Annotated in this window: 15 protein-coding genes; 6 read left to right on the forward strand and 9 right to left on the reverse strand. The window is 68.2% G+C overall.

The annotated features are described in order from the left end of the window. Nucleotides 1–6: 6 nt before the first annotated feature. The 4 genes from NR798_RS34465 to NR798_RS34480 form a co-directional block, all read right to left on the reverse strand. Complete coding sequence (locus tag NR798_RS34465) at nt 7–1,152, reverse strand: aminotransferase class V-fold PLP-dependent enzyme (protein ID WP_375766785.1); 1,146 nt, start codon at nt 1,150–1,152, stop codon at nt 7–9. A 64-nt stretch (nt 1,153–1,216) separates the two neighbouring features. After that, the gene (locus NR798_RS34470; RefSeq protein WP_375766786.1) at nt 1,217–1,861 is read right to left on the reverse strand and encodes a DUF3332 domain-containing protein; all 645 of its coding nucleotides are present in this window, start codon (nt 1,859–1,861) and stop codon (nt 1,217–1,219) included. A 229-nt stretch (nt 1,862–2,090) separates the two neighbouring features. After that, nucleotides 2,091–4,163, reverse strand: coding sequence for a prolyl oligopeptidase family serine peptidase (locus NR798_RS34475; protein ID WP_375766787.1), 2,073 nt, complete (start codon nt 4,161–4,163; stop codon nt 2,091–2,093). Nucleotides 4,164–4,386: 223 nt separating this feature from the next. Continuing rightward, nucleotides 4,387–5,019, reverse strand: coding sequence for an SET domain-containing protein (locus NR798_RS34480; protein WP_375766788.1), 633 nt, complete (start codon nt 5,017–5,019; stop codon nt 4,387–4,389). Nucleotides 5,020–5,137: 118 nt separating this feature from the next. Between NR798_RS34480 and NR798_RS34485 the strand changes: the two genes are divergently transcribed. The 3 genes from NR798_RS34485 to NR798_RS34495 all read left to right on the forward strand — a co-directional run bounded on the left by NR798_RS34485 (nt 5,138) and on the right by NR798_RS34495 (nt 6,492). Further along, complete coding sequence (locus NR798_RS34485; RefSeq protein ID WP_375766789.1) at nt 5,138–5,509, forward strand: DUF423 domain-containing protein; 372 nt, start codon at nt 5,138–5,140, stop codon at nt 5,507–5,509. 123 nt (nt 5,510–5,632) lie between these two features. Beyond that, nucleotides 5,633–6,064 carry a CBS domain-containing protein gene (locus NR798_RS34490; RefSeq protein WP_375766790.1) on the forward strand — a complete coding sequence of 144 codons (432 nt, stop codon included), beginning with the start codon at nt 5,633–5,635 and terminating at the stop codon, nt 6,062–6,064. 41 nt (nt 6,065–6,105) lie between these two features. After that, nucleotides 6,106–6,492, forward strand: a complete 387-nt coding sequence (locus NR798_RS34495; RefSeq protein ID WP_375766791.1) for a helix-turn-helix transcriptional regulator — start codon at nt 6,106–6,108, stop codon at nt 6,490–6,492. A 254-nt stretch (nt 6,493–6,746) separates the two neighbouring features. Here the strand turns inward: NR798_RS34495 and NR798_RS34500 are convergent, their stop codons facing one another. Next, entirely contained in the window at nt 6,747–7,496 is a 750-nt protein-coding gene (locus tag NR798_RS34500; RefSeq protein ID WP_375766792.1) for an Imm52 family immunity protein, read from the reverse strand. 13 nt (nt 7,497–7,509) lie between these two features. Next, the gene (locus NR798_RS34505) at nt 7,510–8,685 is read right to left on the reverse strand and encodes a Tox-REase-5 domain-containing protein (protein ID WP_375766793.1); all 1,176 of its coding nucleotides are present in this window, start codon (nt 8,683–8,685) and stop codon (nt 7,510–7,512) included. An 817-nt stretch (nt 8,686–9,502) separates the two neighbouring features. Here NR798_RS34505 and NR798_RS34510 point away from each other — a divergent pair. From NR798_RS34510 to NR798_RS34520, 3 genes are all read left to right on the forward strand, one after another. After that, entirely contained in the window at nt 9,503–11,749 is a 2,247-nt protein-coding gene (locus NR798_RS34510) for a response regulator (RefSeq protein WP_375773866.1), read from the forward strand. 93 nt (nt 11,750–11,842) lie between these two features. Continuing rightward, the gene (locus NR798_RS34515) at nt 11,843–18,268 is read left to right on the forward strand and encodes a HAMP domain-containing protein (RefSeq protein ID WP_375766794.1); all 6,426 of its coding nucleotides are present in this window, start codon (nt 11,843–11,845) and stop codon (nt 18,266–18,268) included. Nucleotides 18,269–18,304: 36 nt separating this feature from the next. Further along, the gene (locus NR798_RS34520) at nt 18,305–19,159 is read left to right on the forward strand and encodes a CheR family methyltransferase (RefSeq protein ID WP_375766795.1); all 855 of its coding nucleotides are present in this window, start codon (nt 18,305–18,307) and stop codon (nt 19,157–19,159) included. 50 nt (nt 19,160–19,209) lie between these two features. On the opposite strand, the gene NR798_RS34525 is transcribed toward NR798_RS34520, so the two are convergent. The 3 genes from NR798_RS34525 to NR798_RS34535 form a co-directional block, all read right to left on the reverse strand. Further along, on the reverse strand, nt 19,210–19,659 hold the full coding sequence (locus NR798_RS34525) for a hypothetical protein (protein WP_375766796.1): 450 nt from the start codon (nt 19,657–19,659) through the stop codon (nt 19,210–19,212). A 130-nt stretch (nt 19,660–19,789) separates the two neighbouring features. Further along, nucleotides 19,790–21,934 carry a hypothetical protein gene (locus NR798_RS34530; RefSeq protein ID WP_375766797.1) on the reverse strand — a complete coding sequence of 715 codons (2,145 nt, stop codon included), beginning with the start codon at nt 21,932–21,934 and terminating at the stop codon, nt 19,790–19,792. A 107-nt stretch (nt 21,935–22,041) separates the two neighbouring features. After that, on the reverse strand, nt 22,042–23,970 hold the full coding sequence (locus NR798_RS34535; RefSeq protein WP_375766798.1) for a YgiQ family radical SAM protein: 1,929 nt from the start codon (nt 23,968–23,970) through the stop codon (nt 22,042–22,044). Nucleotides 23,971–23,993: the final 23 nt, after the last annotated feature.

Raw genomic sequence — 23,993 nt, forward strand, 5'->3', positions numbered from 1 at the left:
CAGGGCTCACTTCCCGGAGAAGGCGCGGACCATCTCCACCAACCGGTCGATCTCCCCGGGCTGGTTGTAGAAGTGGGGCGAGATGCGGATGCGTCCGCGGCGCAGCGAGAAGCTGACGTTGCGCTCGGACAGGTGCGAGGCGAGCGCCTTCACGTCGCCCCGAGGCGGCAGGAAGGTGAGGATGCCCGCGCGGTGGGCGGGAGAAGGCCCCGTCTCGCACCCGAAGGCGCGCAGCTCCTCGTCCAGGTGGGTGAGCAGCGCCCGGATGCGGGGCTCGACGTTCTCCAGGCCCACCTCCAGCAGCAGCCCCAGCGCGGCGCCCAGGGCGTAGGTGCCGGCGTAGTTCTGGCTCCCCTCCTCGAACTTCAAGGCGTCCGGGCGCAGCTCAAAGTGGGCGCGGTTGAAGTTCCAGGAATCCGTGGTGGAGCGCCAGCCGACGAGCACGGGCCGCACGCGCGGCAGCACGTCCTTGTCCACGTACAGGAAGCCGATGCCCGACACGCCAATCATCCACTTGTGGCTGTCGGCGCTGAGGAAGTGGATGCGGCTCTTCTTCACGTCCACCGGGTGGCAGCCCACGCTCTGGATGCCATCCACGCAGAAGAGGACGCCCGAGCGCTCACAGAGCGCGCCAATGGCGTCCAGGTCCGTGCGGTAGCCCGAGGCGAACTGGACGGAGCTGAGGGCCACGAGCCGGGTGCGCGGGGTGAGCGCGGCGGCCACGGCCTCGGGGGTGACGCCGCCCTCCACGGGCTCGATCTCCCGGACGGACACGCCGCGGTCGCGCAGGTGCAGCCACGGGTAGACGTTGGAGGGGTACTCGATGGACGAGGCGACGGCGACCTCGTCCCCGGGCCGCCAGTCGAGCCCCTCGGCGACGAGGCCCAGGCCGTGGCCCGTGTTGCGCACGAAGGCGATCTCCTCCGGCGCCGCGCCCACCAGCCTCGCCGCGAGCTGGCGCGTGTTCTCCGTGCGCGCCTCCCAGCCGCGCTCGTAGCGCACGCCGTGCTGGAGCAGGTCCTCCACCCACTCGCGCATGGCCGTGGCCACCCGCTGGCTCGTGGGCGCGACACCCGCGTGGTTGAAGTACAGCTGCTCCTGCACGACGGGGAACTCGGAGCGGTACGCGTCGAGGTTGGGAGACGAGGTCATGGCGGGCGCATCATGCCAGGACGGCGCGCCCGTGCGGCCCTGGACGCGCCGCCAGAGGACGGACTCAGCGGCCCTGGCAGGCCAGCGCGAGCCCCTGCTGCATGGAGGCCTGGGGCGTCACGTGGCGCACCAGCCCGGCCACGCCCTCCTGCTGGAGGGCCGCGTTGGCCTCGGCCACCGCCTCACGCGAGTGCACCGTCACCGTCGCGCCCGCGGCATCCACCACCTCCAGCGAGCCGTCCACGCGCTCATGCGCACGCACCAGCAGCACGCCCGCCTCGTCCCGCACCGCCATGCCGTTCTCGAGCGGCTCGAAGTAGCGCACCCGGGGCGCCTCGCCCGCGCGCTCCAGCTCCACGCGCAGCACCCCGTGCTGCTCGTCCTTCGACAGCCGCAGCGTGTCCGTGGGGCTCAGCTTCACCACCCGCGACCCATCCTCCTTCGTCTCGGCGTTCGCCAGCGGGTTGCTGCCCGTCCAGAACTCCAGGCTGTTGAACACCAGCGCGTCCACCAGCGACCCCACCCCGTACACCGGGATGATGGTGAAGCCGAGGAACACCAGCCACCGCACGAACTTGTTGTCCGAGATGCGCTCGTTGAGGCCGTAGATGTTCCGCGTCAGCTGGAACGAACCGAAGCAGCCCGACACGTGGAGCGACAGGACGGCGGCGAACAGCGCAGCGACCAGACGAGACGAACGCGACTTCATGAATCCTCCTTGAGCGGTGTCCGGGGCTCCGGCCCGCTGGAGGCGCAACCTAGCCTCCGGTGGAGGGCGTGTCCGCAGTCGCGTGCGGGGGACTTGAAACGCGTGATGGAAATTGGAAAGGGCCGCGGGGACACGGGCTCGACTCGAGACCCGTGGCACCCTCACCCCGTCCCTCTCCCGGAGGGAGAGGGGTTGTTGCTTGGGGTTGTTGCTTGGGGTTGTTGCTCCCCTACGGCAGCGCCTTCACCGTGGGCGCCACCGCCGGCTTCTTCGCGCCCTTCGTCCACTGGTCCAGCCAGTCCAGCACCGTCTCGTGCCAGTGGATGCTGTTGGCCGGCTTCACCACCCAGTGGTTCTCGTCCGGGAAGTAGAGGAACTTGGACGGAATCCCCCGCCGCTGCAGCACCGTGAAGGTGGCCATCCCCTGCGTCTCCACCACCCGGAAGTCCTGCCCGCCGTGAATCACCAGCATCGGCGTCTTCCACTTCGCCACGTGGTCGATCGGGTTGTGCTTCGCGTACCCCTCCGGGTTCTCCCACGGCGTCCCACCGTGCTCCCACTCGGGGAACCACAGCTCCTCCGTGTTGAAGTACGCCAGCTTCTCGTCCAGGTTGCCGTCGTGGTTCACCAGGCACCGGAAGCGCTCCGGCATCTGCCCGGCGATCCAGTTGATCATGTACCCGCCGTAGCTCGCCCCCAGCGCGCACACCTTGTCGCCATCCAGGAACGAGTACCGCTTCACCGCCGCCTCCAGGCCCTTCCGCAGGTCCTCCAGCGGCTTGCCGCCCCAGTCCCCGCGGATGGCGTCCGTGAAGCCCTGGCCGTAGCCCGTCGAGCCGTGGAAGTCGACCATCACCGCCACGTAGCCCCGGCCCGCGTACGTCTGCGGGTTCCACCGGTAGTGGAAGTGGTTGCCGAAGCTGCCCTGCGGCCCACCGTGGATGAGGAACGCCACCGGGTACTTCTTCTTCGCGTCGAAATCGACCGGCTTCACCACGTAGCCGCGCACCGTCTCGCCATTCCAGCCCGGGAACTCGAACTGCTCGTAGTCCCCGAAGCGCAGGCGCGACATCGCCTCCTCGTTCACCCGCGTCAGCTGGCGCAGGTCGCTCCCATCCGCGCGCACCGTGTAGAGGTCCGCCGGCGTCTTCAGGTCATCGTGCAGGAAGGCGATGCGCCCGTCCGGCAGGGGCTGCGGCTCGGTGGCGTAACCCGGGCCGCTGAAGGCCGTCACCTGGCCGCTCGCCACGTCGATGGAGAAGGCGCGGTGGTGGCCCACGTCATCCGCGGTGACGAGCACCGACTTGCCATCCGGGCTCCAGGTGAGCCCGCCGGCCGAGCGGTCCCACTGCTCGGCGAGCACGCGCTCCTTGCCCTCCGGCCACGAGCGCAGCACCACGCGCAGCCGGTCCGACTCGTAACCCGGGCGCGACATGGCCAGGTACGCGAGCGTCTTGCCGTCCGGGCTGAACACCGGCTGCGTGTCCGTGGCGCGGTTCTTCTCGGTGAGCTTCCGGGGCGTGCCGGCCTTGTCCACCGGGGCCAGGAAGAGGTCCAGGTCGGTGGACCAGGACTCGCCGTTGCCCACGTCGCGCGCGGTGAAGACGAGCCCCTTGCCATCCGGGGTGAAGGTGAACTCCTCCGGGCCGCCGAAGGGCTTGCTGGGGCCATCGGCGTCCATGCCCGCCATCACGTCGCGCGGGGCCGCGCTGCCATCCACCGGCAGCACGAAGAGGTGCGAGCGCTTGCCATTGCCCCACGTGTCCCAGTGGCGCACGAAGAGCTTGTCGTACACCTGGCCGGTGCTCTTGCCCTGCGCCTTCTCCTTCTGGCGCTGGGGGGTGCACTCCAGCGTGGCGCAGTCGGGGTAGACCTCCAGGGCCACCGCGAGCGTCTTTCCATCCCGCGACAGGGAGAAGGCGCCCACGTCCAGGGGCAGCTTCGTGACGGCCTGGGACTCGCCGCCATCGAGCGGCAGGCGGAACACCTGCCGGGAGCCGCCGCGCGAGGACAGGAAGAAGAGGCCCTGGCCATCCGGGCTCCAGACGGGCTGGGCCTCGCTCTCGGGAGACGAGGTGAGCTGGCGCAGGCCGCTGCCGTCGGCGTTGACGAGCCACAAGTCGGTGCGGCCCTTGTTGGCCTCCAGGTCGGTGGAGCGCAGCACGAAGGCGATGCGCTTGCCATCCGGCGACACGCTCGGACTGCTGATCCGGCGCATCGAGACCTGGTCCTGGATGGTGAAGGGCTGGGGTTTGGCGGGAGCGGCGGCAAGAGCGAGCGCCGCGAAGAGGGAGAGGGGCAAGGAATCCTCCGTGCGAGTCGAGGCGGGGGGACCGTGCCCGTTTCAACCGCGGGTGTCCACCGTTCAGCCCACCGGCGAGCACCGCGACCGCTCCCCCGGCCCCTGACTCGTACCCTCCGTCAACATCCCCTCTCCCTCTGGGAGAGGGCCGGGGTGAGGGTCTGCATGCGAGGACGACCCTCACCCCCCGCCCTCTCCCAGAGGGAGAGGGAGCCTGCGTACCTCAGCCGCGGGCCGAGCGGGTCCGGGCGCGGTTCTTCGTCCCGGAAGTGGAGCGGCCCGTCTTCGCGGTGGACTTCTGCTTGCGGCTCGCCGGCGGCTTGCGGGCCGGGCCGGAGGACTTCTTCTTCGACGCCTTCACCGGAGACTTCTTCCGGGGCGCCTTCGCCTCCTCCTCCTGCTCCTGCGGGGCGAGGATGGTGCCGCGGCAGGTGGGGGCGCCGCAGCGGCAGACATAGAGCGCCTCCTCCTCCGGGCCCATGTCCTCGGTGCGGTCGTAGGAGTAGTCGTAGCAGAGCTCCTCGCCCTCGGGGATGTCGCGCAAGGCGTAGATGAAGATGCGGTCCCCCTCCAGGAAGGCCTGGCAGTTGGGGGCACACGAGTGGTTGATGAAGCGGGCGTCGTTGCCCTCGTGCGCGGCGTCGATGACCGTGTCCTCGTCCACGTTGAAGAGGAAGGTGTGGTGGCGGGACATGGCCGTGTCGTCGTAGCGCTCATCGGCCACGGCCTGGGAGATGCGCTCACCGAGGTACTCGATGATTCGCGCGCCCTTGCGGATGGCGCGCGTGGCGAAGGCGCCGCGTCCCTGGATGGACGAGGGCCTCAGCTCGAAGGGCTGGGGCGTGAGGGTGGGCATCTTGCGGGAGGAGGGCTTCTTGGTGGTAGCGGGCATCGGAAGAGGAAGTAGAGACGCGCCAGGAAAGGCGCGGTAGGGTGCCTCAGTCGGACCTCTGAAGGAAGAAAGGCGCTCGACGATGCGGCAGTGGCTCATTCTCGGCGCGGCAAGCGCGTTCCTGTCCGTGGCGGCGGGAGCGTTCGGCGCGCACGCGCTCCGGGCGAGGCTCGCCCCGGACCTCCTGACCATCTTCGAAACCGGCGCGCGCTACCACATGTACCACTCGCTGGGGCTGATCGCGATCGGTCTGCTGATGCACCTGCGTCCCAGCCCCCTGTTGAACGGTGCCGGGTGGGCGATGCTGGTGGGCATCCTCCTCTTCTCCGGCAGCCTCTACGCGCTGGCGCTCTCCGGGGTGCGCGCCCTGGGGGCCATCACCCCGCTGGGCGGGCTGGGCTTCCTCGCGGGCTGGCTGCTGTTCGCCGTCGCCGCCTGGCGCCAGACAGGCTGAGCCACCCGGCGGCGCCCCGCTCCCCTGCTCCCTCCCTGTCCGGGCTCCCGGCGGGTGCACCCGCCTCCTGGGATCCCCACCCTATCCCCGGGACAAGGGCCCTCCGGAGCGGAGCAAGCGCGCATGAAGACGATCAAGGACGTGATGACGCGGGGCGTGGAGGTCATCGCCCCCAACGCCACCCTGATGCAGGCCGCGGAGAAGATGCGGCAGTTCAACATCGGGCCCGTGCCCGTCTGCGACGGCGACCGGCTGGTGGGCGTGGTGACGGACCGGGACCTCGTGGTGCGCGGCATCGCCATGGGGCATGACCCCCACACCTCCCAGGTGTCCTCGGTGATGACCGAGGATGTCGAGCTCATCCACCTCGACGCGAGCCTGGACGAGGCGGCGGACATGATGAGGGACAAGCAGCTCCGCCGGCTGCTGGTGGTGGACGACCACAAGAACCTCGTGGGCATCCTGTCGCTGGGGGACCTGGCGCAGGAGGCGGACGACACCACCACGGCGCGGACGCTGGAGCACATCTCCGAGCCCGCGGCCTCCTCGCATTGAGCGCGGCCAAGCACCCCGAAAAGGGATTATCGTCCGGGGCCGTGCACCCCAAGGAAGAGACGCTACAACCCAGGCTGGGCACGGAGCTGCGCATGGCCCGGCTGCGCCTGGAGCTCACCCAGGAGCAGGTCGCCAAGGCGGTGGGCTTCGTCCCCACCGTCTACGGACGCATCGAGCGCGGGGATATGCTGCCCAGCACCCCCAAGCTGAAGGCGCTCTGCCTGCTGCTGGGCATCTCCGCCGATGTGCTCCTGGGGGCCCCCCCGCTGGAAGACACGCCCGCGCAAGAGGCCCCGGCTCCCCTCCCCGGTGACTCCCCGGAGCTGCGGCGCCTCGCCATGCTCGTGCGCGAGCTGCCACCCGACAGGCTCCGGCTCTTCCGCATCGCGCTCCGGACCATTGCCCATCCCGAGCAAGACGAGGAGTGAGCGGGCCTCGGACCAGGTGAACCCGAGAACTGGAGCAGCTCGCTGCGGCCCGTCATGGCCTTCGACGGAGCGGATTCTCTCCAGCGGCCTGGAAGCGGCTTCAGGTGTAGACATCTACACCTGGACATGTAGACAAAAAACCTACACCAAGTATAGACGTCTACACCTGGGCGGAGGTGGATCCCATTTTCGGGCCGGAGCGCGCCAGAGGCCCGAGCACCGTCCTGGCTGTCAACGTGAGCCTGCCCAGGCAGCTACTCGTGTCCCTCGCTGGCGGGCCCGGGTTGCGGACGCTCGATGAGGCCCGCCCGGTCGAGCAGCTCGCGCACGCGGGCGGTGAGGGCCACGTTCTCGGGGTTGTCCGCCGTCATCGGCTCGGGGGAGAGAGTGAGGAGCCAGCCCAGCGCCCCCACCGGCTCGATGCGCACGGGCGCGGGCAGCGGAGGCAGCGTGCCCAGGCGGCGCGACAGGTACGTCAGCCAGCCCACCCGCACCTCCCGCTTCCGCTTCTGGATGAGGTCCACCATCTGAGAGGAACTGGCCATGGCGAAGTCGGGGTCCCACGCCGTGGCCATGCTCGTGAGCACTTCAGTCATCACGGGCGAGTGGACCAGGCGATCCCAGACCACGCTCTTCCCGATGGGGCTGACCAAGCACGAATTGGGCCCTCCCCACGAGTATCCGCCACAAGAAAAGGTGATCATGATGGCCTCCTTCTTGGCGTTCCACACCATCTGGCTGAAGCCCAGCTCCTCGATGACCTCCTTGCCAACGTCGGTGCGGAGCCTTCCCTTGAGGAAGAATGCCTCCAACTCCTTCATCTCCGGGCGCACGGGCCAGCCCGGCAGCTCGCGGGGGAAGCCACGGCCCGCCCGGTACCACTGGGCGAACGCCGGGTCACACCGCGCCAGCATGTGGAAGAAGAGCTCCCCACGCCGCGCACACTCCAGCGCAGTCTCCTTGCGCGGACCCCAGTACGCCCCCAGGTAGTATTTGTCTTGCATGCGCGCTCCTTCCCTACTGAGCCGGTCGCGTATGGTGCACGGTGATGTTCGTCCAGCCTTCATCCGTGAATAGTTCGCGAAGGTACGCCGCCACCTGGGCATCGGCGACATGCCAGCTCACTGGCATGCCCAACCGTTGGGCCATCTTCGACTGTTTCTCGGCTTGTTCCATCAGCTCCTTGAACCCGCCAGACGCCCTGAACCAGGGCTTGGGCGTGCCGTCGGCCTCGAAGAAAGAGCAGTAGCCGGGGCCCTTGGCCTCCAGCAGTTCCCCCAGCTTGAAGCCGTCGAACTCCAGCTTCCCCACCAGGTACACCCACCAGGCGGGCCGCCCCGTCACCTGCTCCTGGTAGTCCAGGGAGCGCTTGGACCCGGTCGTGGGCTTCTTGTACGTCCACCTGCCGGGCGCGCGCGCCGGAGCCGTCTGGGTGTGCTTGCCCGCCTTGCCGCTCGCGCCACCCGTGCTCCCCTGGCCCTTGCCCGCCATGTGGAGGATGGAGAGGGCGCTCAGGTCCAGGCCCACCGTGACCGTGGTGCCCGCGGCCACCACGGCTCCACTCAGCACCAGGTCGCCCTCGGCCGTGAGTGCCAGCACCGGCAGTTCCGCCCCCAGCCCGCCCATCCGTCCGACCGTGGCCCTCGCGCCTCCGAGCAGCAGGAGCAGGTGCGTGGACAGGCGCGCCCCCTCGCGTATCTGGTCCTCCCGGGACATGGCCCCGTAGCGCGCGAAGTACTCGGGTGAGGAGGCGATGAGGTGCGCCAGCGTGGTGGGCAACTGCCCCAGGTCCTCCAGCGTGCGGATGGGGTGGAGCACGGTGTGCGCCAGCGCCAGCGCCATCTCCGCCAGGGCCTGCTGGCCTCCGTCGAGCGCGGCATTGAGCACGTCCCTGCCCAGGCCCAGCTCCGCCAGGGGCGGGCCGTCCGCGCGCCGCAGCGCCTCGGTGGCCGGGTAGAAGACGCTTCCATGTGAGACGTAGAAGCCGCCCACCACCAGGCGCCCCACCCGCCACTCGCCCTCCACCAGCTCCAGGGGGCCCAGGCGCTGGAGGGGCGTCCCGTCGAGCGCCGTCACCAGGTAGCCGTCCGGACGCACCAGCACCAGCAGCCCGAAGCGCTCGGCCCGCCACTGCAAGTCGGCGTAGTCCACGCGCTCGCCGCCCTCGAGCACCTCGCGCAGCAGCCAATACAATGCCCGGCGCGGGGCGAAGCTCCGCTGCGTCACGGGCGTCTTCGACAGTTGCGTCAGGAGTTGGCGCGCCTGCTCCAGGTAGAGCGCCGCACCCACCGGGTGCCGGGCCTCCACCCCAAGGCCGCTGGCCTCCTGCACCCCCTGGAAGAAGTCCTCGGTCTGCTCGGGAAAGCCCCCCGCGGCTCCCTCCGCTTCTGCCAGTGGAGGAGTGGCCGCGCGTGGCCCGGGTCCGGACGCCTCACGGCGTGGAGCAGGCCGTGAGTGGAGCCCGAAGCCGCTCGTCAGGCTCGCACGCGGAGGGCCCGTGGCGCACCCGCCGAGGAGCACGGCCACGGCCAGGACGAGCGCACCGGCCTCACGGCCATGCGCGCCAACGGAACGACTGGACACGTTGCACCTCCCCCCGCCCCAGGGGCCGAAAACGGCCCTCTGGACTCCAGGGAGACAGGGCGGGAACAGTCAACATGCTGGGTTGTGATGACCAGGGCCATCCCATTAGGTAGGAAAAACGTCGAACTGGAGGGCGCGACGAAGGCCCAGGAGTTGTTGGACGCAAGCGCACCCCCGGGCCGAGACGGATTGAGGTGCACGCCCCCCTTGACGCCAGAGGGGGGTTGAATGTCCGGAACCCGTCATTTCTACCGGTTTCCCACCTCCTGATGTCGTTCGGCCAACACATTTCGGCCCGCTCGTCTGCCTGGGCGTCAGTCAGCCGACAGCGTGTTCAACCTTCGGTCTGGGTTGGAGTGGAGAGAGGCTGTAAACAAGCACGGTGTCTGATCCCCGGACGGCTCGCGCGCTCCCCGCTTCGCCCACCATGTCCTCGCCCCCCACTCTCTCGCGCGTCGATGTGCTGACCGTTGACGACACCCCGGCCAACCTCCGTGCCCTGGAGGTGCTCATGGCCGACATGGGTGCCAACATCGTCACCGCCTCCTCGGGTGACGAGGCGCTGCGCCTGCTGCTGGACCGGGATTTCGCGCTCATCCTCCTGGACGTGCAGATGCCCGGGATGGATGGCTACGAGACGGCGAGCCTCATCCGCATGCGCGAGCGCACGCGGCACATCCCCATCATCTTCATCACCGCCTACAACCGCAGCGAGGTGAACGTCTCGCGCGGCTACGAGCTGGGCGCGGTGGACTACCTCTTCAAGCCCATCGTCCCGGAGATCTTCCGCACCAAGGTGACGGTCTTCCTGGACCTGCACCGCAAGACGGAAGAGGTGCGCCGGCAGGCGGAGCTGCTGCGGCAGGCGGAGAACCGCGAGCACGAGCGCGAGCTGGCCGAGGCCCGCACGCACTACGAGCGCTCCCTGCTGGAGCAGGAGATGGAGCGCGAGCGCAAGGTGTCCGAGGCCCGCGAGCAGCGCGCCCAGGAGCTGGTGCGGCTCGTCAACGAGAAGGAGCAGGCCCAGGCCGCCCTCCACGAGAGCAACGCCCGGCTGCGGCTGCTGGCGGACGTGGCCAGCCGCCTGCTCAAGGGCCCCGACGGGCGCACCCTGCTCAACAGCGTCCACCATCAGATCGTCGAGCACCTGGGACTCGAGGTCTGCATGGGCTACCTCTTCCAGGAGGGCCACAGCGTGCTGCAGCTCGCGGCGCACGCGGGCATCCCCGAGGGGATGCTCCACCGGCTGGAGCCCCTGGCGCCCGGACAGGGCGTCGCGGGCCGGGTGGCCGCCGACAGCAAGCGCTGGGTGCTCGATGCCGGCGCCGCCGCCAACGGGCCCCTCCCGGATGCCGCGCCGGAGCTGGGACTGGCCGCGCTCGCGTGCTACCCGCTCATCAGCCAGGGCCGCGTCCTGGGCACGCTGGCCTTCGGCACCCGCGTCATGCGCGCCTTCTCCGCCGACGAGCTGTCGCTCATGCAGGGCGTGTGCGATCAGGTCGCCGTGGCCCTGGAGCGCGAGCGGCTCATCGGCGCGCTGCGCGAGGCGGACCGGCGCAAGGACGAGTTCCTGGCCATGCTCGCCCACGAGCTGCGCAACCCCCTGGCCCCCGTGCGCCACGCGCTCGAGGTCTTCCGGATGCGCATGTGGCAGGACGACATCATCCAGCGCACCATCGCCAGCGCGGACCGCCAGGTGGCGCACATGACGCGGCTGGTGGATGACCTGCTGGACGTCAGCCGCATCACCCGCGGCAAGGTGGAGCTCAAGCCCGTCCTCGTCCCCCTCTCGGACGTGGTGGAGGGCGCGGTGCAGGCCTGCGAGCCCATCGTCTCCCAGCGCCGCCACGAGCTGAGCGTCTCCATGCCCTCCGAGACGGTGATGCTCAACGTGGACCCCACCCGCATGACGCAGGTGGTGGCCAACCTGCTGCACAACGCGGCCAAGTACACGCCCTCCGGCGGCCGCATCCACCTCAAGGCCGAGCGCCAGGGCGATGAGCTCGTCCTGAGCGTGCGCGACAACGGCATCGGACTGAAGCCGGAGATGCTCCACCGCGTCTTCGAGCTCTTCGTGCAGGTGGACCCCGGCAGCGACCGGGCCCAGGGCGGCCTCGGCCTCGGCCTCACCCTGGTGCGCAGCCTCGTGGAGATGCACGGCGGCAGCGTCTCCGCCCGCAGCGAGGGCATGTCCCAGGGCAGCGAGTTCACCGTCCGCCTCCCCCTCCCCGACGAGACTCCCGCGGCGCTCGCGCTGCCCGGCATGCTCAAGGCCGCCGCCGCCACCGCCCAGAAGCTGCAGCCGCTCCACATCCTCCTCGTGGAGGACAACCCGGACATCCGCGAGACGCTCAAGGATCTGCTGGAGCTCCACGGCCACCGCGTGCAGGAGGCCAGCGACGGCCGCTCGGCGGTGGACCTGGTGCTCTCCGAGCGTCCCCAGGTGGCCCTGGTGGACATCGGCCTGCCGGAGCTGGACGGCTACAAGGTCGCCGAGCTGGTCCGCGCCTCCGCCGGCGGCGCCGCGACCCGGCTCGTGGCCCTCACCGGCTACGGCCACCCCGAGGACCGCAAACGCGCGCTCGAGGCGGGCTTCGACGCCCACCTCGTCAAGCCCGTGTCCTCCGACGATCTCTCTCAAGTCTTGAAGAAGCTCTGCACCGTGGCGGCCTGAGTCCGCCTCATCCCCTTTACCCCCAGGTGACGGTGGACGGCCCTTCCCGGGGTCCGTTCCTCCGGACAAGCAGCACAGGAGACGCCCCACACCATGGCAACGCAGTCCGACAAGGCGCCCACCGACAACGCGCTCGATCCGAAGATCCTCCTCAAGACGCTCCAGTCCCTGCGCAAGGGTGACTTCAGCGTCCGCATGCCCGAGGACCGGACAGGCACGACGGGGAAGATCTACGACACCTTCAACGAGGTCATCACCCTCAACCAGGCCCTGGTGCACGAGCTGGAGCGCGTGAGCACCGTGGTGGGCCGCGAGGGCCGCATCAACCAGCGCGCCACGCTCAACGGCGCCGTGGGCAGCTACCAGGCCGCCGTGGAGGCGGTGAACTCGCTCATCTCCGACCTGGCCCAGCCCACCACCGAGGTGGCCCGCGTCATCGGCGCGGTGGCCAAGGGTGACCTCACCCAGACCATGGCGCTGGAGTTCGAGGACCGGCCCCTCAAGGGCGAGTTCCTCCGCACCGCCCAGGTCGTCAACAGCACCGTGGCCCAGCTGTCCTCGTTCGCCAGCGAAGTGACCCGCGTGGCCCGCGAGGTGGGTACCGAAGGAAAGCTGGGTGGCCAGGCCGTGCTGCGCGGCGTGTCCGGCACCTGGAAGGAGCTCACCGACAGCGTGAACCTGATGGCGAGCAACCTCACCGCCCAGGTGCGTAACATCGCCGACGTGACGACCGCCGTGGCCAACGGCGACCTGTCCAAGAAGATCACCGTGGACGTGCGCGGTGAGATCGCCGAGCTGAAGCAGACCATCAACACGATGGTGGACAACCTCAACACCTTCTCCGGCGAAGTGACCCGCGTGGCCCGCGAAGTGGGTACCGAGGGTAAGCTCGGTGGTCAGGCCCAGGTGAAGGGCGTGTCCGGTACGTGGAAGGACCTCACGGACAACGTGAACTCCATGGCCAGCGGCCTCACGGCCCAGGTGCGTGACATCGCCAAGGTCGCCACCGCCGTCGCCAACGGAGACCTCGGCCAGAAGGTCACCGTGGACGTGAAGGGCGAAATCCTCGAGCTCAAGAACACCATCAACAAGATGGTGGACAACCTCAACACCTTCTCTGGCGAAGTCACTCGCGTGGCCCGCGAGGTCGGTACCGAAGGAAAGCTCGGCGGCCAGGCCAAGGTCGAGGGCGTGTCCGGTACGTGGAAGGACCTCACGGACTCCGTGAACCAGATGGCCTCCAACCTCACCGCCCAGGTGCGTGACATCGCGGATGTCACCACGGCGGTGGCCCGCGGCGACCTGTCCAAGAAGGTCACCGTGGACGTGAAGGGCGAGATTCTGGCCCTGAAGAACACCATCAACACGATGGTGGATCAGCTCTCCTCCTTCGCTTCCGAAGTGACCCGCGTCGCTCGCGAGGTGGGTACCGAAGGAAAGCTGGGCGGTCAGGCGCAGGTGCAGGGCGTCAGCGGCACCTGGAAGGACCTGACGGACAGCGTGAACAGCATGGCCAGCGGCCTCACCGCCCAGGTGCGCGACATCGCCAAGGTCGCCACCGCGGTGGCCAACGGCGACCTCGGCCAGAAGATCACCGTGGACGTGCGCGGTGAGATCCTCGAGCTCAAGAACACCATCAACAAGATGGTGGACAACCTCAACACCTTCTCCGTCGAGGTGACGCGCGTCGCCCGCGAAGTCGGTACGGAGGGCAAGCTCGGTGGCCAGGCCCAGGTGAAGGACGTCGCCGGCACCTGGAAGGACCTCACGGACAACGTGAACCAGATGGCCTCGAACCTCACCGGCCAGGTCCGCAACATCGCCGAGGTGACCACCGCCGTGGCCCGGGGCGATCTCTCCAAGAAGATCACCGTGGACGTGAAGGGCGAGATCCTCGCCCTGAAGAACACCATCAACACGATGGTGGATCAGCTCTCCTCGTTCGCCTCGGAAGTGACCCGCGTCGCGAAGGAAGTGGGTACCGAGGGCAAGCTGGGCGGCCAGGCGCAGGTGGAAGGCGTCTCCGGTACGTGGAAGGACCTCACGGACAACGTGAACTCCATGGCCGGCAACCTCACCGCCCAGGTGCGTGACATCGCCAAGGTGACGGCGGCGGTGGCCAACGGCGACCTCTCCAAGAAGGTCACCGTGGACGTGAAGGGCGAGATCCTCGAGCTGAAGAACACCATCAACACGATGGTCGACCAGCTCTCCTCGTTCGCCTCCGAAGTGACCCGCGTCGCTCGCGAGGTGGGTACGGAAGGAAAGCTGGGTGGTCAGGCCGTCGTACGTGGGGTCGCCGGTACGTGGAAGGACCTCACCGATAGCGTGAACAGCATGGCCAGCGGCCTCACCGCCCAGGTCCGTGACATCGCGAAGGTCGCCACGGCCGTCGCCAACGGCGACCTCGGCCAGAAGATCACCGTGGATGTGCGCGGCGAGATTCTCGAGCTGAAGAACACCATCAACACGATGGTGGACAACCTGAACACCTTCTCCGGCGAGGTGACCCGCGTCGCTCGCGAGGTGGGTACGGAAGGAAAGCTCGGCGGCCAGGCCCAGGTGAAGGGCGTGTCCGGCACGTGGAAGGACCTCACGGACAACGTGAACTCCATGGCGAGCAACCTGACCGACCAGGTGCGCAACATCGCCGAGGTGACCACCGCCGTTGCCCGCGGTGACCTCTCCAAGAAGATCACCGTGGACGTGAAGGGCGAGATCCTCGAGCTCAAGAACACCATCAACACGATGGTGGATCAGCTCTCCTCGTTCGCCTCCGAAGTGACCCGCGTCGCCAAGGAAGTCGGTACGGAAGGAAAGCTGGGCGGCCAGGCGCAGGTGAAGGGCGTCAGCGGCACCTGGAAGGACCTGACCGACAACGTGAACAGCATGGCGAGCAACCTGACCGCTCAGGTGCGCGACATCGCCAAGGTGACCACCGCCGTCGCCATGGGTGATCTCTCCAAGAAGATCACCGTGGACGTGAAGGGGGAAATCCTCGAGCTGAAGCAGACCATCAACACGATGGTGGATCAGCTCTCGTCCTTCGCCTCGGAAGTGACCCGCGTCGCTCGCGAGGTGGGTACCGAGGGTAAGCTGGGCGGCCAGGCGCAGGTGCAGGGCGTCGCCGGCATCTGGAAGGACCTCACGGACAACGTGAACAGCATGGCCAGCAACCTGACCGCTCAGGTGCGAGGCATCGCCACGGTCGTGACCGCGGTCGCCGCCGGTGACCTGAAGCGCAAGCTGGCCCTCGTCGCCAAGGGCGAGATCGCCGCCCTCGCCGACACCATCAACGGGATGATCGACACGCTGGCCACCTTCGCCGACCAGGTGACCACGGTGGCCCGCGAGGTGGGTATCGAGGGTAAGCTGGGTGGCCAGGCCAAGGTGCCCGGCGCCGCCGGTACGTGGAAGGACCTCACGGACAACGTGAACTCGATGGCCGGCTCGCTCACCACCCAGGTGCGCTCGCTCGCCGAGGTCGCCACCGCGGTTGCCAAGGGCGACCTGACCCGCAGCATCTCGGTTGAGGCCCAGGGTGAAATGGCCGCCCTGAAGGACAACATCAACCAGATGATCGCCAACCTGCGTGACACCACGCAGAAGAACACCGAGCAGGACTGGCTGAAGACGAACCTCGCGCGCTTCACCCGCCTGCTGCAGGGCCAGCGCGAGCTGGAGACCGTCTCCAAGCTCATCCTCAAGGAGCTGGCGCCGCTGGTTCAGGCGCAGCACGGCGTCTTCTACCTGATGGACGGCAACGAGAAGATGCAGGCGCTGCGTCTGCTGTCCGCCTACGCCTACAAGGAGCGCAAGAGCCTCGCCAACTCCTTCAAGCTGGGCGAGGGCCTGGTGGGCCAGTGCGCCCTGGAGAAGGACCGCATCCTCCTCACCGACGTGCCGGACGACTACATCCGCATCAACAGCGGACTGGGTGAGGCCAAGCCCCTCAACATCGTCGTCCTCCCCGTCATCTTCGAGGGCCAGGTCAAGGCCGTCATCGAGCTGGCCAGCTTCTACCGGTTCAGCGAGACGCACCTGTCCTTCCTGGATCAGCTCACCGAGTCCATCGGCATCGTGCTCAACACGATCGCCGCCGGCATGCGCACGGAGGAGCTGCTCAAGCAGTCGCAGAGCCTCGCCGACGAGCTGCGCAGCCAGCAGCAGGAGCTCACCGAGACCAACCGCCGCCTGGAGCAGCAGGCCAAGAGCCTCCAGGCCTCCGAGGAGCGCCTCAAGCAGCAGCAGGAAGAGCTGCAGCAGACCAACGAGGAGCTCGAGGAGCGCAGCCGCCTCCTCCAGGTCCAGAACATGGAGGTCGAGCGCAAGAACCGCGAGATCGAGCAGGCCAAGGTGGCCCTCGAGGAGCGCGCCCAGCAGCTCGCCCTCTCCTCGAAGTACAAGAGCGAGTTCCTGGCCAACATGAGCCACGAGCTGCGCACGCCGCTCAACAGCCTCCTCATCCTCTCCAAGCTGCTGGCCGAGAACTCCGAGGGCAACCTCAGCGGCCGCCAGGTGGAGTTCGCTCAAACCATCCACGGCGCCGGCAGCGATCTGCTCAGCCTCATCAACGACATCCTGGACCTCTCGAAGATCGAGTCCGGGACGATGAGCGTGGACGTGGACGAGGTGTCGCTCAACAGCCTGAAGGACTTCGTGGAGCGCACCTTCCGGCAGGTGGCGGTGGACCGGAAGCTGGCCTTCAAGCTGGACTTCGCCCAGGCCCTGCCCTCGCACATCCTCACCGACGGGCGCCGGCTGCAGCAGGTGCTCAAGAACCTGCTGGCCAACGCCTTCAAGTTCACCGAGGAAGGCCAGGTCACCCTGGACGTGCGCCCGGCCCGCAGCGGCTGGAGCGTGGATCACCCGGTGCTCAACCAGGGCGGCGCGGTGCTCGCCTTCTCCGTCGTCGACACGGGCATCGGCATCCCGGAGAACAAGCAGCGCATCATCTTCGAGGCCTTCCAGCAGGCGGATGGCACCACCAGCCGCAAGTACGGCGGCACCGGCCTGGGGCTGTCCATCAGCCGGGAGATCGCCAAGCTGCTCGGTGGCGAAATCAAGGTGTCCAGCGCCCCGGGCAAGGGCAGCACCTTCACCCTCTTCGTGCCGCAGACGTACGTGCCCGTCACCAGCCAGCTGCGCTCGCAGCAGCTGAGCGCCGGCAACTCCAACCCCACCCAGTCCGAGCGGGCCACGGCCGAGGCGCGCCTCAACGCGCTGCGCGCCGAGGTGGAGACCGCGGTGCAGGACGCGGAGCTGGCACGCGAGGAGGAGGTCGAGGACGACCGCCGCAGCATCCAGCCGGGAGACCGGACGCTGCTCATCATCGAGGATGACATCGTCTTCGCCCGCATCGTGCTGACCCTGGCCCGCGAGAAGGGCTTCAAGGGCCTGGTGGCGCTGCGCGGAGACACGGGCCTGGCCATGGCGCGCCAGTACCGGCCGGATGCCATCACCCTGGACATCGGGCTGCCCGTCATCGACGGGTGGAACCTGTTGGACCGCCTCAAGCACGACAGCCGCACCCGCCACATCCCGGTGCACATCATCTCCGCGAGCGAGGAGCAGCGCAGCCGCGGCCTGCGGCTGGGCGCCCTGGCGGTGCTCCAGAAGCCGGCCAACCGCGAGGCCCTGGGCGATGCCCTCACCCGCGTGAAGGGCTTCATCGAGCGGCCGGTGAAGAACCTGCTCGTGGTGGAGGACGATCAGCGCCAGCGCGAGAGCATCGTCACCCTCATTGGCAACGGCGACGTGAAGTCGACCGCGGTGGGCAGCGGCCAGGAAGCCCTCACCGCCATGCAGGAGCGCTACTTCGACTGCGTGGTGCTGGACCTGGGCCTGCCGGACATGACGGGCCTGCAGCTCATCGAGGCGATGAAGGCCAAGGGCCACACCCCGCCCATCATCGTCTACACCGGCAAGGAGCTGTCCGAGGAAGAGGAGACGGTCCTCAAGCGCGTCACCGACGCCATCATCATCAAGAGCGTCAAGTCGCCCGAGCAGCTCCTGGACGAGACGGCCCTCTTCCTGCACCGCGTCGAGGCCAACCTCCCCGAGAACAAGCGGGCGATGATCAAGCAGGTGCACCAGAGCGATCCGGTGCTGGCCGGCAAGAAGGTGCTCGTGGTGGACGACGATGTGCGCAACATCTTCGCCCTCACCAGCGTGCTGGAGAAGCACAAGATGCAGGTGCTCTACGCGGAGAACGGCCGCAAGGGCATCGACATCATCCGCGCCACCCCGGACCTCAACGTCGTCCTCATGGACGTGATGATGCCGGAGATGGACGGCTACGAGACCATGCGCGCCATCCGCCAGGTCAACGAGCTGAAGACGCTCCCCATCATCGCGCTCACGGCCAAGGCCATGAAGGGCGACCGGGAGAAGTGCATCGACGCGGGCGCCAGCGACTACATCACCAAGCCGGTGGAGACGGATCAGCTGCTCAGTTTGTTGCGTGTGTGGCTGTTCAAGAACGCCGAGCGTGCACACTCTGGCGGCAACAACGAGTAGCGCGTCTTGAACAGACCGCGGAGCGGGTAACGGGCGATGAAGGAAGCGCTGGTGCGTGAGGCGGTCGAGGGCGAGGACGCCCTCGAGGACATCGAGCTGGATCTGCTCCTCGAGGGCATCATGCGGCGCTACGGCCTCGACTTCCGGGGCTACGCCCGCATGTCCCTGCGGCGGCGGGTGTGGAACATGGTCCACGCCCAGAAGCTGGGGACCCTGTCCGCGCTCCAGGGCAAGGTGCTGCACGAGCCTCCCGCCATGGAGGAGCTGCTGCAGCACCTGTCGGTGAACACCACCACCATGTTCCGGGACCCGAGCTTCTTCGCGGCCTTCCGGGAGAAGGTGGTACCCCACCTCTTCTCCGCCCCCTTCGTGCGCATCTGGCACGCGGGGTGCTCCACGGGTGAAGAGGTGTACTCGCTGGCCATCCTCCTCACGGAGGCGGGCCTGTACGAGCGCAGCCGCATCTACGCCACGGACATGAACGCGGCCGTGGTGGAGAAGGCCAAGTCGGGCATCTTCCCGATGGAGCACATGCGCGAGTACACGGCCAACTACCTGCGCGCCGGCGGCACCGCGGCCTTCAGCGACTACTACACGGCCAACTACGACCACGCCATCTTCAAGGCCTCGCTGCGCAAGAACATCGTCTTCGCCCAGCACAACCTGGTGAGCGACGGCACCTTCAACGAGTTCAACGTCATCCTCTGCCGCAACGTGCTCATCTACTTCGGCACGGAGCTCCAGGGGCGGGTGTACCGGCTGCTCAACCAGTCGCTGCGGCGCTTCGGCGTGCTCGCGCTGGGCCGCGGCGAGACGCTGCGCCACACCGTCATCGAGAACGAGTACGACGAGGTGGATGTGCAGGAGCGCCTCTACCGCCGCCGCGCCTGAGCGGAGCGCTCACTCCATCCCCTCCGGGGCCAGCAACCGCCGCGCGGCCGTCAGTGGGGCGCGGGGGGAAGCGGCTCCTCGCGCTCGCCGGGAGGCAGCTCCCGCTCCACCTTCTTGCGCACCAGCCGCTTGGTGGCGGTCTCCTCCTCCTCGGTGCGCTGGCGCCGGCGCACCAGGCCCTGCGCCTCGTCCACGAACCAGAAGAGCACCCGGTAGAAGGCGGCGATGACGGTGACGAGGATGGAGGAGAAGAACCAGCTCAGCACCGTCCCCACCCAGCCGCCCACCACCACCCGGATGGGATAGGTGCCCGTGAGCGGCACCACCACGAAGGCCACGTAGTGGGAGGCGCAGTAGGGACAGGACACCAGGTAACCGCACCAGGTCTCCCTACCGCCGAGCCGCTCGCGCAGGGGCGCGAAGATGCGCTCCTTCGTGAGGGTCTGGGCAATGCCCATCACCACCGCCGATACGGCGAAGAGCTGGAACAGGTCCGTCATGCCGCCAAAATTGGCAATGGCCCTGCCCAGGCGCGTTGGACCCGAGGCCGAGTGCCCGGGTGCTCGCCCTCCGGGGAGGCAGGCGGCTGGTGCCTGCCCCCGCGGAGGTCCCGCCCTGCCCTGCCGCCGGCTAGGGCTTCAGGAAGAGCGGCTGGTAGGTGCGCACCGGCTTGTCGAGCGAGCGCGTGTCCAGCGGCGGAAGCTCTCGCTCCAGCGGGGCCACGTGCTCGAGGTACTGCTCCACGGTCAGCTCGTCCCGGAGGACGGTCTGGAGGAACGGGTCCTGCTCCTCGGTGCGCAGGCTCATGCCCGCCGAGCCGACGGAGCCTCCCCTGAAGTTCAGCCGGGCGTACTCGTTGGGCCCGCCGTAGAGGATGCCGAAGGCGCCATCGCCATTGAGATCCCTCCGGGCGCCCGAGTTGTAGAAGCCGTTCCCGTCGAAATCCACCGCGTTGTTGACGGTGACCCAGTAGCCCGGACCCCGGAGATAGGTCTGGAACCGGTTCCCGTTGGTGTTGCCCGTGGACACGCCCGACCACTCGTAGAGGTTGTTCTCATCGAGGTTGTTCATGTCCATCTCGGAGTAGAGGAACTGGCGCGTCCCGTCCTTCAGCACCCCGCTCATCTGGTACAGGTAGCCCATCACGCTGAGGAAGTTGGGCTTGTAGTGCGTGTGGTCCACGCCGCCGTGCATCAGGCCCAGGTTGTGGCCCAGCTCATGGAGGAAGGTGCCCGTCTGCTGCTCGACGGTGCCAGTGCCGTAGTCCCAGCTGCCCAGCGTGACGAGGAAGTCACTGGCCACGATGCCGCGGCTCAGGCCGGAGCTGGTGCCCCCGTCATAGTTGTGACCGAACAGGCAGTAGTGGAAGAACGGGGCCCGGCCGGGCGTGAAGTTCGCGTTCTTGATGGGGTCCAGGTCCCTCACCCAGTCGAACGTGGGGTTGCCCAGGTTGGTGGCGTGCGTCACCGGGTCATCGACGAAGATGTGCAGGTTGATGCCGAACTTGGCCATCTCCTGGACGGCCAGGTTCACCGCCGCCGGCTTCATGATGTGGCTCTCGGCCTCGCCGGTGCCCGCCGCCATGTAGTCGACCTCGACGAAGATGTCCTTCCCGAAGGGCGAGGCCCCGTAGCTGTGGAGCGGCGTCTCGGAGACGCCATCGCTGTTGGTGTCGTAGCCGCCCAGCTCGTGGAGCGTCAGGATGCCGTCGCCGTCCTGGTCCACGTCGAGGTTGAGGATCTGCTGCGTGTAGACCCACCAGTACGTGTACTGGCTGCCGGTCCACCGCGCGTCGGCCCGGTGGAAGTAGCTGCCCGAGGCGACCAGCGCGTCATCGCGGTTGGCCCCCGGCTCGCCCGGGATGCTCTTCAACTTCCCCCAGAAGAGGTTGGCGTTGGCGGCCGTGGAGAGCTGGCCGGCGCCGTACGAGAGCGGCACGAGGCCACCGGAGCCATAGTCCAGCTTGAAGAAGCGGTAGCCACCGGTGGCGCTGTGCAGCGCGAGATCATCCGTGCCGTCGCCATCGATGTTGGCCAGGGTGACCTCCTCGTTGCTGGCCACGAGGCTGTACGTCCAGAAGGCCCACCAGAAGGTGTTCACCCCGCTGCCGTCCACGACCGACTCGTAGCGGCCGATGCGCCCGGTGGCCGGCTCGAAGATGACCAGATCATCCCGGCGGGGCGAGCCCGTGCCGAGCTCGCCCGCGTAGACGCGCGCGTTCTTGAAGTCGTTGGGGTTGGAGATGTTGCCGAGGCTGAAGTTGGGCATCAACCCGAACACCCCCGAGGACAGGCGCGTGTACATCCGGAACGCGCCCGTCGAGGGCTTGAAGACGAGCACGTCGTCGTACCCGTCCGCGTTGTAGTCCCCTACGATCGCGTGCTCGTCATCCGCGACGAAGCTCACCTGCGTGAGGCCCGTGAGCAGCCCCGTGTTGCCCGCGTTGGAGATGTAGCAGTCCGTGTACCCATCCGACTCGATGGTGCAGATCTGCTCCTTCGTGCGGTCCCAGAAATATCCGGTGAACACCCGCTTGATGGTGGTGAAGGCCTTCCCGTACAGGACGCCGTGGGCCTCGAAGTTCGTCTTCGCCACGAAGAGCTTGTCGCCCTTCACCGCGATGAACTCGGCCACCCCGTCCCCCGTCACGTCCGCGAGGTACTGGTTGTTGGGCAGACGCACCTGCGTGTTGCTGCGGACGCGGGCCTCGGCCTCGCCGCCCTGCATGCACAGCCCCAACGCACACACCAGGAACAACCCCTGTATGACTTTCAAGACTTCCCCCTCCGTTCAATGGAACGGAGGGTTCATCTCTTATTTCGCGGGATTCTGGAAAGCCCCGGCACAGTGGGAAAGCCGGTGGATTGTTCACCGGCGGATAATCAGCGGGCCCGCCGCTCCTGACGCTCGCGGGCCTCGGTCTGCTTGCGGCGCGAGGCCTCGGCGGCCGTCTCCGGCGGCACCAGCGCGTGCGGCCCGCGGCCGATGAGATCCTCGCGGCCGGCCTGCTGCAGCGCCTCGCGGGCCAGGGGCCAGTGCTCGGGGTTCCAGAAGAGCAGCAGCGCCTTCTGCAGCCGCTTCTCGCGCAGGCCCTTCGCCGTGTACACGGGCTCCATCTTCAGCGGATCCATCCCCGTGTAGTACATGGCCGTGGCCACCGACATGGGCGTGGGGATGAAGTCCTGCACCTGGCGCGGGCGCTTGCCGTTCTGCTTCAGCCACAGCGCCAGCTCCACCATGTCCTCCAGCGCCGAGCCCGGGTGCCCGCTGATGAAGTAGGGGATGTCGTACTGCTCCTTGCCGGCCTCCTCGCTCGCGCAGGCGAACATGTGCTGGAAGCGCTCGAAGCTCTCGATGCCGGGCTTCTTCATCTTCTCCAGCACGCGGGGAGACACGTGCTCGGGCGCCACCGAGAGCTGGCCACCCACGTGGTGCGCGGCGAGCTCCTTCACGTACTCGGGCGAGCGCTCGGCCAGGTCGTAGCGCACCCCGCTGGCGATGAAGACGTGTTTGACGCCCGGCTCCTCGCGCACCTGCTTCATCACGTCGATGAGCGGGCCGTGGTCCGTCTGCAGGTTCTCGCAGACACCGGGGTGCACGCAGGACAGCTTGCGGCAGCGCCGCTCGATGTCCTCGCTCTTGCACTTGAGCTTGTACATGTTGGCCGTGGGGCCCCCCAGGTCCGTGATGGTGCCGCGGAAGTCCCCCATGCGCCGCAGGGCCCGCACCTCGCGCAGCACGCTCTCGGCGCTGCGGCTCTGGATGACGCGGCCCTCGTGCTCGGTGATGGAGCAGAAGGTGCACCCGCCGAAGCACCCCCGCATCAGCACGATGGAGTGCTTCACCGTCTCGTAGGCGGGGATGCGCTCCTTGTACATGGGGTGCGGCACGCGGTTGAAGTTCAGGTCGTACAGCTCGTCCATGGCCACGGACGCGTTGTCGCCCTTGCCCTCGCCGTCCTCCAGCGGGCGCGCCGGAGGGTTGAAGTAGACGGCGCGGTTGCCGTGCCGCTGCGCCAGGGGCCGCCCGTTGCCGGGGTTGGTCTCCATCTGGAAGTCGCGCGACATGCGGGCAAAGGCCAGCTTGTCCGCCACCGCCTCCTCGTAGGAGGGCAGCACCACCACCTTCTGGTCCGCGGCCCGCTTCGCCGGGTCCGCCTCGTGCGCCTTCATCTCCGCGTCGTTGATGATGTACGCGGTGCCGCGCACGTCGCGGATGTCCTCCATCTTCTCGCCCCGGCGCAGGCGATCGGCCACCTCCCAGACGGGGCGCTCGCCCATGCCGAAGACGAGCAGGTCCGCCTTGGCGTCCATGAGGATGGAGCGGCGCACCTTGTCGCTCCAGTAGTCGTAGTGGGCGATGCGGCGCAGCGAGGCCTCGATGCCACCGAGGATGATGGGCACGTCCGGGTACGCCTCGCGGCAGCGCTGGGCGTAGACGATGCTGGCGCGGTCCGGCCGGCAGTTGGTGCGCCCGCCCGGGCTGTACTGGTCCTCCGAGCGGTTCTTCTTCTGCGCGGTGAGCCGGTTGAGCATCGAATCGAGGTTGCCGGCGGCCACCCCGAAGAAGAGCCGGGGCTTGCCCAGCGCCTTGAAGGGCTCGGCCGAGTGCCAGTCCGGCTGGGAGATGATGCCCACCTTGAAGCCACGGCCCTCGAGGAACCGGGCGATGAGCACCGGGCCGAACGCGGGATGGTCCACGTACGCATCGCCGGAGACGATGATGATGTCGAGCTGCTCCCACCCCCGGGCCTGCATGTCGGCACGGGTGACGGGGAGGAAGGGATGCGCGTAGCGAGTCTGCGTGGCCATGGGGGTACCCATCCCTCCCCTAA

This window comes from Archangium gephyra, assembly GCF_042230915.1.
Taxonomy (GTDB): Bacteria; Myxococcota; Myxococcia; order Myxococcales; family Myxococcaceae; genus Archangium; species Archangium gephyra_B.

What these genes read in the sequence shown, in the direction of transcription:
- NR798_RS34525 (WP_375766796.1), bottom strand. Translation starts at nt 19,659, where the DNA reads ATGACGGACCTGTTCCAGCTCTTCGCCGTATCGGCGGTGGTGATGGGC.
- NR798_RS34470 (WP_375766786.1), bottom strand. Translation starts at nt 1,861, where the DNA reads ATGAAGTCGCGTTCGTCTCGTCTGGTCGCTGCGCTGTTCGCCGCCGTC.
- NR798_RS34515 (WP_375766794.1), top strand. Translation starts at nt 11,843, where the DNA reads ATGGCAACGCAGTCCGACAAGGCGCCCACCGACAACGCGCTCGATCCG.
- NR798_RS34465 (WP_375766785.1), bottom strand. Translation starts at nt 1,152, where the DNA reads ATGACCTCGTCTCCCAACCTCGACGCGTACCGCTCCGAGTTCCCCGTC.
- NR798_RS34535 (WP_375766798.1), bottom strand. Translation starts at nt 23,970, where the DNA reads ATGGCCACGCAGACTCGCTACGCGCATCCCTTCCTCCCCGTCACCCGT.
- NR798_RS34500 (WP_375766792.1), bottom strand. Translation starts at nt 7,496, where the DNA reads ATGCAAGACAAATACTACCTGGGGGCGTACTGGGGTCCGCGCAAGGAG.
- NR798_RS34480 (WP_375766788.1), bottom strand. Translation starts at nt 5,019, where the DNA reads ATGCCCACCCTCACGCCCCAGCCCTTCGAGCTGAGGCCCTCGTCCATC.
- NR798_RS34485 (WP_375766789.1), top strand. Translation starts at nt 5,138, where the DNA reads ATGCGGCAGTGGCTCATTCTCGGCGCGGCAAGCGCGTTCCTGTCCGTG.
- NR798_RS34490 (WP_375766790.1), top strand. Translation starts at nt 5,633, where the DNA reads ATGAAGACGATCAAGGACGTGATGACGCGGGGCGTGGAGGTCATCGCC.
- NR798_RS34510 (WP_375773866.1), top strand. Translation starts at nt 9,503, where the DNA reads ATGTCCTCGCCCCCCACTCTCTCGCGCGTCGATGTGCTGACCGTTGAC.
- NR798_RS34520 (WP_375766795.1), top strand. Translation starts at nt 18,305, where the DNA reads ATGAAGGAAGCGCTGGTGCGTGAGGCGGTCGAGGGCGAGGACGCCCTC.